17 protein-coding genes are annotated in these 14,904 nt (G+C 71.0%); 5 read left to right on the top strand and 12 right to left on the bottom strand.

Annotated features, from left to right (window positions below; translation table 11 throughout):
* Positions 1–15 precede the first annotated feature (15 nt).
* The 3 genes from ACIHEJ_RS06685 to ACIHEJ_RS06675 all read left to right on the top strand — a co-directional run bounded on the left by ACIHEJ_RS06685 (position 16) and on the right by ACIHEJ_RS06675 (position 1,706).
* Positions 16–516, top strand: coding sequence for a DUF4396 domain-containing protein (locus ACIHEJ_RS06685; protein WP_400132878.1), 501 nt, complete (start codon positions 16–18; stop codon positions 514–516).
* A gap of 67 nt (positions 517–583) precedes the next feature.
* Complete coding sequence (locus tag ACIHEJ_RS06680) at positions 584–985, top strand: DUF6153 family protein (protein ID WP_400132553.1); 402 nt, start codon at positions 584–586, stop codon at positions 983–985.
* Positions 986–1,076: 91 nt separating this feature from the next.
* Complete coding sequence (locus ACIHEJ_RS06675; RefSeq protein WP_400132551.1) at positions 1,077–1,706, top strand: DUF305 domain-containing protein; 630 nt, start codon at positions 1,077–1,079, stop codon at positions 1,704–1,706.
* A gap of 53 nt (positions 1,707–1,759) precedes the next feature.
* On the opposite strand, the gene rocD is transcribed toward ACIHEJ_RS06675, so the two are convergent.
* The 8 genes from rocD to ACIHEJ_RS06635 form a co-directional block, all read right to left on the bottom strand.
* Positions 1,760–2,977 (bottom strand): ornithine--oxo-acid transaminase, encoded by a 1,218-nt coding sequence (rocD, locus tag ACIHEJ_RS06670; RefSeq protein WP_400132549.1) that lies wholly within the window; start codon positions 2,975–2,977, stop codon positions 1,760–1,762.
* Entirely contained in the window at positions 2,977–3,786 is an 810-nt protein-coding gene (gene ddaH / locus ACIHEJ_RS06665; RefSeq protein ID WP_400132547.1) for a dimethylargininase, read from the bottom strand. The genes rocD and ddaH overlap by 1 nt, the downstream gene beginning before the upstream one ends.
* 152 nt (positions 3,787–3,938) lie before the next feature.
* Complete coding sequence (locus ACIHEJ_RS06660; RefSeq protein ID WP_400132545.1) at positions 3,939–4,424, bottom strand: Lrp/AsnC family transcriptional regulator; 486 nt, start codon at positions 4,422–4,424, stop codon at positions 3,939–3,941.
* Positions 4,425–4,463: 39 nt separating this feature from the next.
* Positions 4,464–4,631 (bottom strand): hypothetical protein, encoded by a 168-nt coding sequence (locus tag ACIHEJ_RS06655; RefSeq protein ID WP_400132543.1) that lies wholly within the window; start codon positions 4,629–4,631, stop codon positions 4,464–4,466.
* Positions 4,632–4,757: 126 nt separating this feature from the next.
* Positions 4,758–5,708: a cytochrome c oxidase assembly protein gene (locus ACIHEJ_RS06650; RefSeq protein ID WP_400132541.1), complete on the bottom strand. Its 951-nt coding sequence runs from the start codon at positions 5,706–5,708 to the stop codon at positions 4,758–4,760.
* A 102-nt stretch (positions 5,709–5,810) separates the two neighbouring features.
* Complete coding sequence (locus tag ACIHEJ_RS06645) at positions 5,811–6,836, bottom strand: 6-phosphofructokinase (RefSeq protein ID WP_400132539.1); 1,026 nt, start codon at positions 6,834–6,836, stop codon at positions 5,811–5,813.
* A gap of 200 nt (positions 6,837–7,036) precedes the next feature.
* A complete protein-coding gene (locus ACIHEJ_RS06640) occupies positions 7,037–7,765 on the bottom strand; it encodes a glutamine amidotransferase (protein WP_366009249.1) in 729 nt (242 codons plus the stop codon).
* 21 nt (positions 7,766–7,786) lie between these two features.
* On the bottom strand, positions 7,787–9,025 hold the full coding sequence (locus ACIHEJ_RS06635; RefSeq protein WP_400132537.1) for a MurT ligase domain-containing protein: 1,239 nt from the start codon (positions 9,023–9,025) through the stop codon (positions 7,787–7,789).
* A gap of 152 nt (positions 9,026–9,177) precedes the next feature.
* Here ACIHEJ_RS06635 and def point away from each other — a divergent pair, with 152 nt between their 5' ends.
* Entirely contained in the window at positions 9,178–9,717 is a 540-nt protein-coding gene (gene def, locus ACIHEJ_RS06630; RefSeq protein WP_400132535.1) for a peptide deformylase, read from the top strand.
* 26 nt (positions 9,718–9,743) lie between these two features.
* Here the strand turns inward: def and ACIHEJ_RS06625 are convergent, their stop codons facing one another.
* Entirely contained in the window at positions 9,744–10,388 is a 645-nt protein-coding gene (locus ACIHEJ_RS06625) for a TetR family transcriptional regulator (protein WP_400132533.1), read from the bottom strand.
* A gap of 169 nt (positions 10,389–10,557) precedes the next feature.
* On the opposite strand from ACIHEJ_RS06625, the gene ACIHEJ_RS06620 reads away from it, so the two are divergent.
* Complete coding sequence (locus ACIHEJ_RS06620) at positions 10,558–11,784, top strand: acyl-CoA dehydrogenase family protein (RefSeq protein WP_400132531.1); 1,227 nt, start codon at positions 10,558–10,560, stop codon at positions 11,782–11,784.
* Positions 11,785–11,844: 60 nt separating this feature from the next.
* Here ACIHEJ_RS06620 and ACIHEJ_RS06615 read toward each other — a convergent pair whose 3' ends face one another.
* The 3 genes from ACIHEJ_RS06615 to ACIHEJ_RS06605 are packed head-to-tail and all read right to left on the bottom strand — an operon-like array spanning position 11,845 to position 14,751.
* Positions 11,845–12,453, bottom strand: coding sequence for a cupin domain-containing protein (locus tag ACIHEJ_RS06615; RefSeq protein WP_400132529.1), 609 nt, complete (start codon positions 12,451–12,453; stop codon positions 11,845–11,847).
* A 7-nt stretch (positions 12,454–12,460) separates the two neighbouring features.
* Positions 12,461–13,696, bottom strand: coding sequence for a cytochrome P450 (locus ACIHEJ_RS06610; protein ID WP_400132527.1), 1,236 nt, complete (start codon positions 13,694–13,696; stop codon positions 12,461–12,463).
* Entirely contained in the window at positions 13,693–14,751 is a 1,059-nt protein-coding gene (locus ACIHEJ_RS06605; protein WP_400132525.1) for a type III polyketide synthase, read from the bottom strand. The genes ACIHEJ_RS06610 and ACIHEJ_RS06605 overlap by 4 nt, the downstream gene beginning before the upstream one ends.
* Between the last annotated feature and the right edge of the window lie 153 nt (positions 14,752–14,904).

Genomic DNA, 14,904 nt, shown 5'->3' with positions numbered 1-14,904 from the left:
AAGGGGAGAGCGACGATGGACCACGCGGCGCACGACGACGGACACCACACACCTCACGCCCACCAGCACGAGCAGGAGCCCGGCACGTCCTGGCGCACGGCCGCCCGGGCCACGCTGCACTGCCTCACCGGCTGCGCCATCGGCGAGGTACTCGGCCTGGTGATCGGTACCGCCGCCGGTCTGCACAACGGGACCACCGTGGTCCTCTCCATCGCCCTGGCCTTCGTCTTCGGCTACGCCCTGACCATGCGCGGCGTCCTGCGCGCCGGCGTTCCCGTCCGTCAGGCGCTCAAGGTCGCCCTGGCCGCCGACACGGTGTCCATCGCGGTGATGGAGCTGATCGACAACACCGTCATGGTCGGCGTGCCAGGCGCCATGGACGCGGGCCTGTCCCAGTGGCTGTTCTGGGCCTCCCTCGCGCTGTCCCTGGCCCTGGCGTTCGTACTGACCACGCCCGTGAACCGGTGGATGATCGGTCGCGGCAGGGGACACGCGGTCGTGCACGCCCACCACTGAGCCCGTCCGGACGCACCGACCGCGCCCCCGGGCGTCCGCCGCCCACCGCCCCCGTACGATGTCCCCGATGCCCAGCACCGGACCGCGCACCGCCACCCCGCCCCAGCGGCGGTGGCGTGCGCTGCTCGTGCTGTCGGTGCTGGCCGGGCTGCTGGGCATGCACGCCCTGGCGCCCGGCGGGGCCATGGGCCACGCGGAGCACATGCGCCCCGAGCCCCGAGTCGTCGCGATCTCCGCGTCGGACGACTGTCCGGGCGGCGACGGCCACTGCGGCGGCGGCCATCTGCACCATGCGGACCCCACCTGTGCCTCGGGCGCGGTGAACGGCGGCCCGCAGTTGCCCGCACTCGCCGCCGACCCCGCGGCCGCCCCGGTACCGGACCACTGCCCGCGCTCCCGCGTGGCCGCGGCACCCGAGGGCGCACGGGCCCCGCCCTCCCTGGCCGAACTCCAACTCCTGCGGATCTAGAGGCCGCACCGGCCGCACCCGCACCCGTCGAGGGCGCGGCGGCCGGGTCCACGCGTGCCCGAAAACCTTTCAGAACAGCAGGAGTTCCCGCATGACCATTCGTACCTCCCCGCGCCGTGCCGCCCTGGCGGCGGTCACCGTGACCGCCGCCGTCGTCCTCGCGGCCTGCGGCGGAAACAGCGACAGCGGCGGCCACGCCGGCCCCGGCCACGACGCCTCCGCCACCCCGGGCGCCTCCGCCGGCGCAGGCCGCCACAACGCCCGGGACGTCGCCTTCGCGCAGAGCATGATCCCGCACCACCAGCAGGCCCTGGAGATGGCGAAGCTCGCCGCGGACCGGGCCTCCTCGGACCGGGTGAAGGACCTCGCCGCCCGCATCGAGAAGGCGCAGGACCCGGAGATCCGCACCATGACCGGCTGGCTGAAGGGGTGGGGCGAGCAGGTGCCCATGGCCGGTATGGACCACTCCGGTGGCTCGGGCCACGCCGGCATGTCCGGGATGATGAGCGACGACGACATGGCCGCACTGCGCAAGGCCGACGGCAAGGACTTCGACACGAAGTTCCTGACCATGATGGTCGAACATCACCAGGGCGCCGTCGACATGGCCGGCGCCGAACGGAGCGAGGGCGCCTACGGGCCCGCCAAGGCCATGGCGGGCGACATCGTCACCGGGCAGACCGCGGAGATCAAGGAGATGAAGGAGCTGCTCGGCAGCTGACGCACGTGAGCGGGGGCCGGTGCCCGTCGCACCGGCCCCCGCCTGCCGCTCGCTCAGGCCAGCACCTTCTCCAGCGCCGCCAGCGCGGAACGCAGTTCCTCCTCGGTGATGGTCAGCGGCGGGGCCAGCCGGATCGTGGAGCCGTGGGTGTCCTTGACGAGGATCCCCTCCCGCATCAGCCGCTCGCTGATCTCGCGGCCGGTGCCGATCGCCGGGTCGATGTCGACGCCCGCCCACAGCCCGCGCGAGCGGAAACCGACCACGCCCCTGCCGACCAGCTCGGTCAGTCCGTCCCGCAGGACGCCCCCCAGCTCGGCGGCCCGCCGCTGGAACTCACCGGTCTCCAGCAGCTCGATCACCGCCGTGCCGACGGCCGCCGCGAGCGGGTTGCCGCCGAACGTCGAACCGTGCTCGCCCGGGTGCAGCACCCCCAGCACCTCCCGCCGGCCCACCACCGCCGACACCGGCACGATGCCCCCGCCGAGGGCCTTGCCGAGCAGCAGCACGTCCGGCAGGACGTCCTCGTGCTCGACGGCGAGGGTGCGGCCGGTGCGGCCGAGGCCCGACTGGATCTCGTCCGCGATGAACAGGCAGCCCTTGCGCCGGGTCAGCTCGCGGACCCCGGCGAGATAGCCGTCATCGGGGATGATGACACCCGCCTCACCCTGGATGGGCTCGATCAGCACCGCCGCCGTCGTCTCGTCGACCGCCGCCTCCAGTGCGGCCAGGTCGTTGTACGGCACGATCCGGAAGCCGGGCGTGAACGGCCCGAAGCCCGTCCGGGCCGTCTCGTCCGTGGAGAAGCTGACGATGGTCGTCGTACGGCCGTGGAAGTTCTCCGCCGCGACCACGATCGTCGCCCGGTCGGCGGGGACGCCCTTCACGTCGTACGCCCACTTGCGGGCCACCTTGACGCCGCTCTCCACCGCCTCCGCGCCGGTGTTCATCGGCAGCACCATGTCCAGCCCGCACAGCTGAGCGAGTCGCTCGGCGAACTCGGCGAGCCGGTCGTTGTGGAAGGCCCGCGAGGTCAGCGTCAGCAGGTCCAGCTGACGGTGCGCGGCCTCGGTCAGCGCCGGGTGCCGGTGGCCGAAGTTCAGCGCCGAGTACCCGGCGAGCATGTCGAGGTAGCGGTTGCCCTCGACGTCCTCGACCCAGGTGCCCTCCGCCCGGGCGACGACCACCGGCAGCGGGTGGTAGTTGTGCGCGAGGACCGGCTCCTCGGCACGGATCAGGTCGGCGGACGTACGGGTGCGCGCGGGTGCGGTCATCAGCGGATCTCCTGGGTGCAGCACTTGATGCCCCCGCCGGCCTTGTGGAACTCGGACAGGTCGACGGGGACGGGGACGTAGCCGTGGTCGGCGAGACGATCGGCGAGGGCCTCGGCGCGGGGCGCGATGAAGACGTTGCGGCCGTCGGAGACGGAGTTCAGGCCGAACGCCATCGCGTCGTCGCGGGTGGCGAGCACCGCCTCCGGGTACAGCCGCCGCAGCACCTCCCGGCTGCCCGCCGAGAAGGCCTCCGGGTAGTAGCAGATGTTGTCGTCGTCGAGGACGAACAGCGCCGTGTCCAGGTGGTAAAAGTACGGATCCACCAGGGTCAGGCCGATCACCGGGTGGCCGAGGAACTCCTGCGCCTCCCGGTGCGCCTCGCGGGTGGTGCGGAACCCGGTGCCGGCGAGTACGTACCGGCCCGTCCACACCAGGTCGCCCTCGCCCTCGGACACCGCTTCGGGGCGGTACACGTCGTAGCCCGCCGCCTTGAACCAGGTGTCGTAGTGCAGCGACTCGGGGCGCCGCTCCGGTGCGTGGAAGAGGGAGCCGAAGACCCGGCCGCCGACCACGAACGCGGCGTTCGCGGCGAACACCATGTCGGGCAGGCCGGGCACCGGCTCGACCGCCTCGACGGTGTGCCCGTGGTCCCGGTAGGCGCCGATCAGGGCCTGCCACTGTTCACGGGCGAGGTCGACGTCGACGGGCCGGTCGGGATGCATCCAGGGATTGATCGCGTACTGAACGGCGAAGTGTCTGGGTTCGCAGACGAGAAAGCGCCGAGAGCGCGGCACACGACGTTCGGACACAGAGGGTCTCCTCCGGTTTCCTGTGTGTCACTGGGGGGTGACACCACGGTAGAAAGGGAGGGATACGAGCGACAAGCGAAGAAAGCTGCGTGGTGACGCAGGATCGCTGCGTTTTCTGCGGCAGATGCGCACGGGTGCTGCGCACTTTCCGGTCACTCCGGGGCCGCATGGGTGGCGCCCGCTTCCGGGCTTTCCGGGAGGAGGTGGGACAGCACCATCACACTGATCGTCTTCCGGATGAACGGCTCGGTGCGGATCCGCTCCAGTACCTCCTCGAAGTGCTCCACGTCCCGCGCCCGTACGTGCAGCAGCGCGTCGGCGCCCCCGGTGACCGTCATGGCGGCCGTGATCTCCGGGTGGTTGCGGACCACCTCCGCCAGCCGCCGGGGCGGGGCCGCGCCCTCGCAGTACACCTCGACATAGGCTTCCGTGCGCCAGCCGAGCGCCGAGGGCTTCACCGTCGCGGTGAACCCGGTGATCACGCCGGTCTCCCGCAGCCGGTCCACGCGTCGTTTGACCGCGGTGGCGGACAGCCCGATCACCGCACCGATCTCGGCGAAACTGCTCCTGGCGTTCGCCATCAGCGCGGTGATGATCTTGCGGTCGAGCTCGTCGAACGACGGTGTCCTGCTGTTCATGCGGGCACTGTAATCAGCCCCGCGAGACCCGGTCGTCCGCTACGACTGCGTGACGACCATGGCGAGTGTCAGCAGTCCCAGCACCACCCATCCGAACCACAGCCAGCCGTTGCCGCCGAGCGCGACCGTGTAGGCGGTCACGGCGACGAGCCCGCCGACCGTGAGAGCCCCCATCGCCTTGGTGGAGCCGTTCGTGGAACCGGGCATCGCGACACCCTCCTCGTGGTCCGTCCACGCCCATGGTGCCCCGATTCCCGCCCGGAGGGGATACGGCGGACCGGCCCGTGCGGGGAGCCGGCCCTTGCGCGGTCCGGGGATCCGGCGCTTGCCCGGTCAGCCCTCGCGCGCGTTCAACGAGGCCAGGTAGGCGTTGTACGCCTCCAGCTCCTTGTCGCCGTCCCGGTCGGCGGCCCGGTCCTTGCGCCTGGCCTGCCGCTGCTCGGAGCCGTACCACTGGAACAGCAGCGCGATCAGCACCAGCACGGAGGGGATCTCGCTGAAGGCCCAGGCGATGCCGCCGGCCGCGTTCTGGTCGGACAGCGCGTCGATGCCGAGTGAGGCGGGCGGGTTCTTGAACGTCTCCACCATCGGCGTCGTCGCCATCATCAGCGCGATGCCGAAGAACGCGTGGAACGGCATGCCCGCGAACAGCTCCAGCATCCGCATCAGGTGCCCCGGCCGGTGCGGGCCCGGGTCGACCCCGATGATCGGCCAGAAGAAGACGACACCGACCGCGAGGAAGTGCACCATCATCGCGACGTGCCCGGCCCTCGACCCCATCAGGGAGTCGAAGATGGGGGTGAAGTACAGGGCGTACAGGCTCGCGATGAACAGCGGGATGGTGAACGCCGGGTGGGTGACGACCCGCATGTACCGGCTGTGCAGCAGCGCCAGCAGCAGCTCCCGGGGACCCTTGCGGCCCCGGCCGGCCGTCGGCAGCGCGCGCAGCGCCAGCGTGACCGGGGCGCCGAGCAGGATGAGGATCGGCGACAGCATGCTGATCACCATGTGCTGCACCATGTGCACGCTGAACATGACCATGCCGTAGTCGTTCAGCCGGGTGCACATCATCAGGGCGACGGTCAGCACCCCGACGACGTAGGAGACGGTACGGCCCACCGGCCACGCGTCCCCGCGCCGCCGCAGCCGCAGCACACCCCAGCCGTACAGGACCAGTCCGGCCACACAGGCGACGAGGAAGAAGGGGTCCGCCGACCATTGGAGCCCCCGCCCCAGCGTGAACGGCGGCAGATCCGTCATCATGCCGTGCCCGCTGTGATCCATCCGACGGCTCCTGATTCGTGGGGGTTGTGCGAGTTGTCCGCCCCAAGAGTAGAACCGCCCCCGGTCGCGATCGTGACCGGGGGCAGGTAGTTCTCGGGTGGACTACAGGACGCACTCCGCCTCGTCGTACCGCTCCACGGGGACGGTCTTCAGGGTCTCCACGGCCTCCGCCAGCGACACCATCACGACGTCGGTCCCGCGCAGGGCGGTCATCCGGCCGAACTCACCGCGGTGCACGGCCTCCACCGCGTGCCACCCGAAGCGGGTCGCCAGCACCCGGTCGTAGGCGGTCGGCGTGCCACCGCGCTGGACGTGTCCGAGGATGACCGGCCGCGCCTCCTTGCCGAGCCGGTGCTCCAGCTCGACCGAGAGCTGCCGGGCGATCCCGGCGAACCGCTCGTGGCCGTAGATGTCCTTGCCGCCCTCGTCGAAGTCCATCGTGCCGGCCTTCGGCTTGGCGCCCTCGGCGGCGACGACGATCGCGAACCGCTTGCCCGCCTCGAACCGCTCGCCGACCTGCCTGGTCAACTCGTCGATGTCGAAGGGCCGTTCCGGAACGACGATGGCGTGGGCGCCGGCCGCCATGCCGGAGTGCAGCGCGATCCAGCCGGTGTGCCGGCCCATGACCTCCACGATCAGCACGCGCTGGTGCGACTCGGCGGTGGTCTTCAGCCGGTCGAGCGCCTCCGTCGCCACGGTGACGGCCGTGTCGAAGCCGAAGGTGACGTCGGTGACAGCGATGTCGTTGTCGATGGTCTTGGGCACGCCGACGATGGGCAGGCCGTTGTCCGACAGCAGCCGGGCCGCCTTCAGCGTGCCCTCGCCGCCGATCGGGATGATCGCGTCCAGACCGAGTTCCGCGACATGGCCCTTGGCGCGCTCCACGCCGTCCCGCAGATGCTCCGGGCGGACCCGGGAGGAGCCGAGGATGGTGCCGCCGCGGGCCAGGATGCCGCCCACGGCGTCGAGGTCGAGCTTCAGATAGTCGCACTCCAGGAGGCCCTTCCAGCCGTCCCGGAAGCCGATGACCTCGTCGCCGTGGTCGGCGACGGCACGGTGCACGACGGACCGGATGACGGCGTTCAGGCCGGGGCAGTCGCCGCCTGACGTGAGGACACCAATGCGCATAGCCCGAAATACCTTCTCAACGTGGGCCGGGAACCGGACCACGTCGTCCGGCGGATTCCCGGCCACCCTACCGGCGTGAGGGGGTGGCGCCGTAGCGGGCGTCCGCCTGCTGGACGCGCCCGCACATGTGAGCGGACGGCCCGTCAGGCGGGCCCGCGACGAGCCTGCCGGAAGGCGCTGAGGACTTTCTGGCGTGCGTCTTAAGCAGGCTGCTGAGCAGCGGTGATGCGCTCGTTGCGGAGCGCGTCGTACCAGCGGTCGTCGACCGGCGGCAGCGCGTTGACGTCGAGCGCCAGCTTCAGCAGCAGGTCGGCGATCAGCGGGTTGCGGGCGAGCACCGGGCCGTGCATGTACGTGCCGAACACGGTCCCGTTGTACGCGCCCTCGGTGCCGTCCCCGGTGCCGTTGCCCTTGCCGATCTTCACACGGGCGAAGGGGCGGGCGGTCGGACCGAGGTGGGTGACGCCCTGGTGGTTCTCGAAACCGGTCAGCTGGGGGAGCCCGAGCTGCGGGTCGATGTCGCCCAGCACGTCACCGACGCACCGCTCGCCCTCGCCGCGCACCGAGACCACGTCGAGCAGGCCGAGGCCCGGCTCGCGCTGACCGAGATCGTTGATGAACTCGTGGCCGAGGATCTGGTAGCCGGCGCAGACGGAGAAGACGATCGCGCCGTTCTGCACGGCCTGCTGCAGATGCCCGTCGCGGCGCAGCCGCTCGGCCGCGAGCCGCTGCGGACGGTCCTCGCCGCCGCCGATCAGGTAGATGTCGCCGGAGGTCGGGATCGGCTGGTCGCTGCGCACGTCGAGCCGGGCCACGTCCAGGCCGCGCTGCCGGGCGCGGCGCTCCACGACGAGGGCGTTGCCCTGGTCGCCGTAGGTGCTCAGCAGGTCCGGGTAGATCCACACCAGCCGCAGTTGGTTGTCGCTCATGAGGTGATCGCCCTTCGAAGATCAGTTGCCGACGCGGCGGCGCAGGTCCTGGAACGCGGTGTAGTTCGCGATGACCTCGATCCGGCCCGGCGGGCACATCTGCACGGCCTGGTCGAGGTTCTCGCAGACCTGGAAGTGCTGGTTCGCGACCTCCAGGCGGACGGCGAGGTCCAGCTTGCGGTCGCCGATCACGAAGATCGGGTGGCCGGTCAGCCGGGTGTAGTCGACGTCCCACAGCCAGGAGGTGTCGGTGCCGTCGGCTCCGCGCGCGTTGACGGACAGGATCACCGGGGCGGGCGGCGGGTCGATCAGGGAGAACGTCTCCAGCCAGCCGGCCGGGTTCTTGGCCAGCAGCAGCCGCAGATCACGGTTCTCGAACTGCACGACGTCGTACCGGCCGGCCACGGCCTGGACCTGGTACATCCGCTCCAGGGCGACCTGTGGCGGCACGCCGAAGACGGCGGCGACGGCCGCGGAGCTGGCCGCGTTCGCCTTGTTGGCGCGGCCCGGCAGCTGCAGGTGGATCGGCCAGGCGGACCCGTGCGGGTCGAGGACGTGGTCGCCGGAGAGCGCCCAGGTCGGCGTGGGACGCCGGAACCCGCACTCGCCGCAGAACCAGTCGTCGCCGGGCCGCTGCATCACGCCACCGCAGGACGGGCACGACCAGGCGTCGTCCTTCCACATCTGCCCCGCCGCGACCCAGATCACATTCGGGGAGGAGGAAGCCGCCCACACCACCAGCGGGTCGTCGCAGTTGGCGACGACGACGGCCTTCGAGCCGGCGAGACCCTCGCGCCAGTTCTCGGCGAGCATCCGGGTCTCGGCGGCGCGGTCGAGCTGGTCGCGGGAGAGGTTCAGCAGGGCGATGCACTTCGGGTCGGTGTCCCGGGCCACACCGGCCAGGTACTTCTCGTCGACCTCGATGACGCCGAACTTCGCCTCCGAGCCACCCGCGAGCGCGGAGGTGATGCCGGCCGGCATGTTGGCGCCGAGCGCGTTCGACACGACCGGGCCCGCGGCACGCAGGGCCTCCGCGATGAGCCGGGTGGTCGTGGTCTTGCCGTTGGTGGCGGACACCAGGACGACGTCCAGGTTCTGGGCGAGCCGCCCGAGGAGATCGGGGTCCAGCCTCAGCGCGACCCGGCCACCGATCACCGACCCGCTGCCGCGCCCAGCGGCGCGCGATGCCGCAGCGACCGCCTTGCCCGCGGTCACGGCCAGCTTGGCCCGCGGCGAGAGCGGGTCCGAGTTGCCTGCCATCAGTTCTCGATCCTCCTTGCGTACGCGCCGCGCCTGGGGCCATCCGGCAGCGTGGTGTGGACCTGAAGCCTATCGAGATCCATTCGCACACCCGAATCCCGGCCCACACCTGTGCGGCGGGCATGACCTGAAGGAACCGTACCCTTGCCGCTATGCGACACGGCACGATCCCGGGCGCCCACGGGCGCGTCCGGCCCCTTTCCCTGCTCGGCGACGCCCCGCTGCGCGAGCAATGCCGGGAAGTCACCGACTTCGGCCCCGAGCTGGCGGCCCTCGTGGAGGACTTGTTCGCCACGATGTACGCGGCGCAGGGGGTGGGCCTGGCCGCGAATCAGATCGGGGTGGGTCTGCGGGTGTTCGTGTACGACTGCCCGGACGATGACGATGTGCGTCATCTCGGGCATGTGGTGAACCCGCGGTCGGTGGAGACGGACGGGGTGGTGATCAGGGGCCCCGAGGGCTGCCTGTCCCTGCCGGGGCTGGAGGCGGGGACGGAACGGTACGACCATGCGGTGGTCGAGGGTTTCACGGTGACGGGGGAGCCGGTCACCGTGCACGGCACGGGGTTCTTCGCCAGGTGCCTGCAGCACGAGTGGGACCACCTGGAGGGCCGGGTGTACGCGGATCACCTCACGGGGTGGCGGAAGCGGAAGCTGGCGAGGCAGATCTCCCGGGCTTCTTGGCGCCGGTGAAGCGGTCCGCCCGGGGCGACCGGCCGTCAGAACCCCGGGCCCCCCATCCGGTCCCCGGCGGCCGCGAGCCGCCCCCACAGCAGATCCGCGAGGGAGCGCACCAACTCGGCCCGAGAGCAGGGGCGTTCACCCAGCCACCAGTCCCCGGCGGCATGCATCATCCCGACGATCCCGTGGCCCCACACCCGGGCCAGCTGCTGGCTCTCCGGCCCCAGATCGACCCGCTCCTCGATGACCTGGGCCAGCTCCTCGCCCATCCGCCGAAGCAGCGGAGCACTGTGCTTGCCGACGTCGAAGCCCTGGTCGCCGCCGGTGCTGCCCTCCGCCGGATGCATGAGGAACCGGTACACCTGGGGCCGTGCCTCGATCGCGGCGAGATAGGTGTCCAGCGTCGACTCGACCCGTTCGCGCCGGCCGGCCGGCGCGTCCAGCGCTGCCCGCAGCGAGTCCAGCAGCGCGTCCGTGTGGCGCTTGGCCAAAGCCGCGTAAAGGCCGCCCTTGTCCCCGAAGTGGCGGTACAGGATCGGCTTCGTGATTCCCGCCTCCGCCGCGATCGCGTTCATCGACGCCTGCGGGCCGTCGCGGAGCACCACCCGGTCGGCGGCTTCCAGCAGCTCGCGCCGTCTGCGGTCGGCGGACCGCTGCTGATCGGTCCGCTGTGTGGTGTCCATGTGCTCTCCCCACCCGTGCTGATTCGGTGACGCCTGCGCAAACTAACACTGTCTGTGCCCCTGACATCGAACGGGATGCCGAGCGTCAGCGCCGGTTGACTTTTCCTACCGGTCGGTAACAGACTCGGGTTACCGCTAGTAACATCGTAGTGCCGCCGCTGGAGGGGACATGGCCGAGTTCACCATGGAGCTGAACGACGAACAGAAGGAAGTCCGGGACTGGCTCCATGGCTTCGCCGCGGACGTGATCCGCCCCGCCGCGGCCGAGTGGGACGAGCGCGAGGAAACCCCCTGGCCGGTGATCCAGGAGGCCGCAAAGGTCGGCATCTACTCCCTCGACTTCTACGCGCAGCAGTACTTCGACCCCACCGGCCTCGGCATCCCGATGGCGATGGAGGAGCTGTTCTGGGGTGACGCGGGCATCGCCCTCTCCATCGTGGGCACCGGCCTCGCCGCCGTGGGCGTGCTCGCCAACGGCACCGAGGAGCAGATCGGCACCTGGATCCCGCAGATGTACGGCGACGTCCACGACGTCAAGGTCGCCGCGTTCTGCTCCTCCGAGCCCGACGCCGGCTCCGACGTCGCCTCCATGCGCACGCGTGCCGTGTACGACGAGGCCAAGGACGAGTGGGTGATCAACGGCACGAAGACCTGGGCGACCAACGGCGGCATCGCCAACGTCCATGTCGTCGTCGCCGCCGTCGACCCGGAGCTGGGCTCCAAGGGCCACGCCTCCTTCATCGTCCCGCCGGGCACGCCCGGGCTGTCCCAGGGGCAGAAGTTCAAGAAGCACGGCATCCGCGCGTCGCACACCGCCGAGGTCATCCTCGACAACGTCCGCGTCCCGGGCTCCTGCCTGCTCGGTGGCAAGGAGAAGCTGGACGAGCGGCTGGCCCGGGCCCGGGAGCGGGCCGAGGCGGGCGCCGAGCGCGTGAAGAACGCGGCGATGGCCACCTTCGAGGCCTCGCGGCCGGCCGTGGGCGCGATGGCGGTGGGCACCGCCCGGGCCGCCTACGAGGTCGCCCTCGACTACGCCAAAACCCGTGAGCAGTTCGGGCGGCCGATCATCGACAACCAGGGCGTGGCGTTCCAGCTGGCCGACATGCGGACGCAGATCGACGCCGCCCGGCTGCTGGTGTGGCGGGCCTCGTGGATGGCGGTCAACGGCAAGCCCTTCACGGCGGCCGAGGGGTCGATGTCCAAGCTGTTCGCGAGCGAGACCGCGAAGAAGGTGACCGCTCAGGCGATTCAGATCCTGGGCGGCAACGGGTACACCCGTGAGTATCCGGTGGAGCGGATGCACCGGGACTCCGCGATCTACACGATCTTCGAGGGCACGAGCGAGATCCAGCGGCTGGTGATCGCCCGGACACTGGCGGGGATGCCGATCCGGTAGCGCCGTGGGGGCGCGGGTGCGGTGCGGTGGCACCGCCTCGCGCCCCTCACATCGGGCTGCTCACCGGTGTCTCAGCGGGGTGAGCTGCTCGATGTCGTACTTCACCCGCAGGGCCTCGATGGCCTCCTGGTCGGGCGGGCCGCCGTTGCCCAGGATCTCCAGCAGTTCCTCGAAGTAGCGTTCGTGGTCCGGGGGCGGGGACGCCTGGAAGAACATCTTCGCCGGCGTCTCCGTCGGGTTCGCGAACGCGTGCGGGCACCCCGGGGGCACGACGATCACCGTGCCCGGTGTGGCCCGTACCACCCCGCCGCCCGAACGCGACTGCCACTTCCGCCAGTTGTCGGGGGTGCGGACACGGGGCTCGAAGGCCAGGACGTCCAGTTCGCCCTCGAGGACGTAGAACAGCTCCTCGCTGCGCGTGTGCACATGGGCGCCGACGTCGAAGCCGGGCGGGACCTCCACCTCGAAGGTCGAGGCCATCCGCGAGTGCACGCCGGTGACCTTGTACGTCACCCGCTGCGCGGGCGTCTGGACGACCCGGCCCTCGCCCGGCGGGACGAGCAGCCCGTCGACCGGTGTCGCTTCCCGGGACGGCGGATCCACCCGGACCGGTGCCGCACCTCGCGCCGCGGGCCCTTCGGGTACCGACAGTCCCTCGGTCGTCGTCATCGGTCGCTCACCACCTCACCGGCAGGGCCTCGGGACCCCGGATCAACGCGCCCTTCCTGAAGGGCACCTCGTCCGGTGGCACGGCCAGCCTCAAGCCCGGCACCCGGTCCAGCAGGGCGTCCACCAACAGCTCCGACTCCAGCCGGGCCAGCATGCCGCCGGGACAGTAATGCGGGCCGAAGCCGAACGCCACGTGCGGGTTCGGGGTGCGGGAGAGGTCGATGGTCTGCGGGTCAGGAAAGACGTCCGGATCGCGGTTGGCGGCCAGGTAGGAGAGGTAGACCGGCTCGCCCGCGCGGATGCGGACCCCTCCGAGCTGCACGTCCTGCAGGGCGATCCGGGACAGGCCGACCGCGTTGCGGTGGGGGATGTAGCGCAGCAGCTCGTCGATGGCCTTCGGCCGGATGCCGGGTTCCGCGCGCAGCCGTTCCGCCAGCTCCGGGCGGCTCAGCAGCAGATGGAACATCTGCCCGCTGTTGTTGGTGACCGCCTCACCGCCGATCTGCAGCAGGACGGCGAGGCCGACCGCCTCCTCCAGCATGACCTCGCCCCGGCCCACGGCGGCACCGAGCAGCGAGGTGACGTCCTCGGCCGCACTGTCCTCACGCAGCCCGATCAGGTCGGCGAAGTAGGCGCTCATCTCGCCCTTGGCCTGCTCGCTGACCTGCCTGCCGTGCGCGGAGGACAGGATCAGCTGGGTCCAGGCGTGCAGGGTGTGCCGGTCGCCGACCGGGACACCCATCAGCTCGCAGATCACCGCGATGGGGAACGGGCTGAGGACCGTCGCCGTGAGGTCGGCCGGCGGGCCGTCCTGGAGGAGTTCGTCGATCAGCTCGTCCAGCATCGCCCGCGCCTTCTCGCGCACCCGCTCCACGCCCTTGGCGGTGAACGCGGCGGCGACCGAGCGGCGCAGCCTGGTGTGGTCGGGCGGGTCGAGGAAGCCGACCGCGCCCCGGTCCGGGACGAAGTGCGGGGCGAGCCGGGTCACCTGCCGGCCCAGGACCGCCCTGCGGCTGAAACGCGGGTCGTTGGCCACCGTCCGTACGTCGTCGTACCGGGTGACCAGCCACGCCCAGCCCTCGCCGTTGGGCAGCTGGACCCGGGTGACCGGACCGTCGCGCATCAGCTCGGTCAGGACCGGGTCGAACTCCGTCCCGGGCAGGTCGAGCCCCGGCCACTGCCGGACGGGCGGCAGGGTTCCGGCGGGCGCCGTCGGCTCGCTCCGCACGGTCTCCTCCGTCATCGCCCGTCCCCGTTGACCCAGCGGCCCACCGTCATCTCGGCGGTGATGCCGGGCCCGAACCCGGCGAGCAGCCCGCGTGCCCGGTCCTCGGCGCCGCCCTCCTCGAACAGCCGGCGCAGCGCGTCCAGGACGACGGCGCTGGCGATGTTGCCGTACTCGGTGAGCGTGGACCGGCTGAACCGGAAGGCGTGCGGGTCGACATCCAGGAACTTGCTGAGGTCGTCGAGTATTCGGGGACCGCCCGCATGGATGATGTAGAAGTCCAGGTCGGACGCGTCCCAGCCATGCGTGCCGGCCAGGTCCTTCAGGGCCGGGGCGAGCGGCTCCATGGTCGCGGGCACCCGCTTGTCCAGCAGGAAGTGGAAGCCGGTGGCCCGGACGTCGTACGCGATCCAGTCCTCCGTCTTGGGGATCAGGTACGAGCCGTTGCGCTCCAGGCGGACCCCCGTGCCGCCGCTGCCGCGGACCACGGCGGCGGCGATGCCGTCACCGAACAGTCCGTTGGAGAGCAGCGAGCCGACACCGAGGTCGGTGGGCTGGTAGCACAGCGAGCAGAACTCGCAGGCCACGATGAGCGCGTTGGAGTTGGGGTACGCCGAGCAGAAGTCGTGCGCCCGGTTGATCGCCGCGCCGCCGGCCGCGCAGCCCAGCTGGGCGATCGGGAGCTGGCGGGTGGTGGAGTCGAAGTCCATCTCGTTGATCAGCCACGCGGTGAGCGAGGGCATCATGAAGCCCGTGCACGACACGTAGATGATCACGTCGATGTCGCTGGTGAGGAGTTCCGCGTCGTCGAGCGCCCGCTGGATCACCGCCGGGACCCGGGCCTTGGCCTCGGACTCGTAGAGCTTGTTCCGCTCCTCGAAGCCGGGGTGCTTCAAAGTCTCCTCGATGGGCTGCACGATGTGCCGGGTCTTGACGCCCGTGTTCTCGATGAGCCGCAAGGCCAGCGGAAGCTGAGGGTGGTCCGCGTGGCGGGAGCGCGCCAGCTCCAGCGTCTCCTCCATCGTGATCACGTGCTCCGGGACCGACACCGAGGGCCTGCACAAAGTCGCCATGAACCGTCCCTGCTTTCAGCCGTCCGGTGGGTTCTCACCCACCGGTCAGAAGGTGGTTCACCTCAGGAGGTGCTCCAACCACGGTCACCCGGGAGGGCGATGAGTTCGCGTCGGGTTACTCCGAATCGGGGACGCCGTGCCAGGCTCGAAGGA

Origin of the sequence: Streptomyces sp. NPDC052301 (assembly GCF_044593395.1) — a bacterium.
Classification (GTDB): domain Bacteria; phylum Actinomycetota; class Actinomycetes; order Streptomycetales; family Streptomycetaceae; genus Streptomyces.
Note: the sequence above shows the minus strand (reverse complement) of the source record. Positions and strands in the feature narration are given on the sequence as shown.

Bases quoted from the DNA above. Each gene is read 5' to 3' on its own strand.
- ACIHEJ_RS06685 (WP_400132878.1), top strand. From the start codon at position 16: ATGGACCACGCGGCGCACGACGACGGACACCACACACCTCACGCCCAC.
- ACIHEJ_RS06680 (WP_400132553.1), top strand. From the start codon at position 584: ATGCCCAGCACCGGACCGCGCACCGCCACCCCGCCCCAGCGGCGGTGG.
- ACIHEJ_RS06675 (WP_400132551.1), top strand. From the start codon at position 1,077: ATGACCATTCGTACCTCCCCGCGCCGTGCCGCCCTGGCGGCGGTCACC.
- rocD (WP_400132549.1), bottom strand. From the start codon at position 2,977: ATGACCGCACCCGCGCGCACCCGTACGTCCGCCGACCTGATCCGTGCC.
- ACIHEJ_RS06660 (WP_400132545.1), bottom strand. From the start codon at position 4,424: ATGAACAGCAGGACACCGTCGTTCGACGAGCTCGACCGCAAGATCATC.
- ACIHEJ_RS06655 (WP_400132543.1), bottom strand. From the start codon at position 4,631: ATGCCCGGTTCCACGAACGGCTCCACCAAGGCGATGGGGGCTCTCACG.
- ACIHEJ_RS06650 (WP_400132541.1), bottom strand. From the start codon at position 5,708: ATGGATCACAGCGGGCACGGCATGATGACGGATCTGCCGCCGTTCACG.
- ACIHEJ_RS06645 (WP_400132539.1), bottom strand. From the start codon at position 6,836: ATGCGCATTGGTGTCCTCACGTCAGGCGGCGACTGCCCCGGCCTGAAC.
- ACIHEJ_RS06640 (WP_366009249.1), bottom strand. From the start codon at position 7,765: ATGAGCGACAACCAACTGCGGCTGGTGTGGATCTACCCGGACCTGCTG.
- ACIHEJ_RS06635 (WP_400132537.1), bottom strand. From the start codon at position 9,025: ATGGCAGGCAACTCGGACCCGCTCTCGCCGCGGGCCAAGCTGGCCGTG.
- def (WP_400132535.1), top strand. From the start codon at position 9,178: ATGCGACACGGCACGATCCCGGGCGCCCACGGGCGCGTCCGGCCCCTT.
- ACIHEJ_RS06625 (WP_400132533.1), bottom strand. From the start codon at position 10,388: ATGGACACCACACAGCGGACCGATCAGCAGCGGTCCGCCGACCGCAGA.
- ACIHEJ_RS06620 (WP_400132531.1), top strand. From the start codon at position 10,558: ATGGCCGAGTTCACCATGGAGCTGAACGACGAACAGAAGGAAGTCCGG.
- ACIHEJ_RS06615 (WP_400132529.1), bottom strand. From the start codon at position 12,453: ATGACGACGACCGAGGGACTGTCGGTACCCGAAGGGCCCGCGGCGCGA.
- ACIHEJ_RS06610 (WP_400132527.1), bottom strand. From the start codon at position 13,696: ATGACGGAGGAGACCGTGCGGAGCGAGCCGACGGCGCCCGCCGGAACC.
- ACIHEJ_RS06605 (WP_400132525.1), bottom strand. From the start codon at position 14,751: ATGGCGACTTTGTGCAGGCCCTCGGTGTCGGTCCCGGAGCACGTGATC.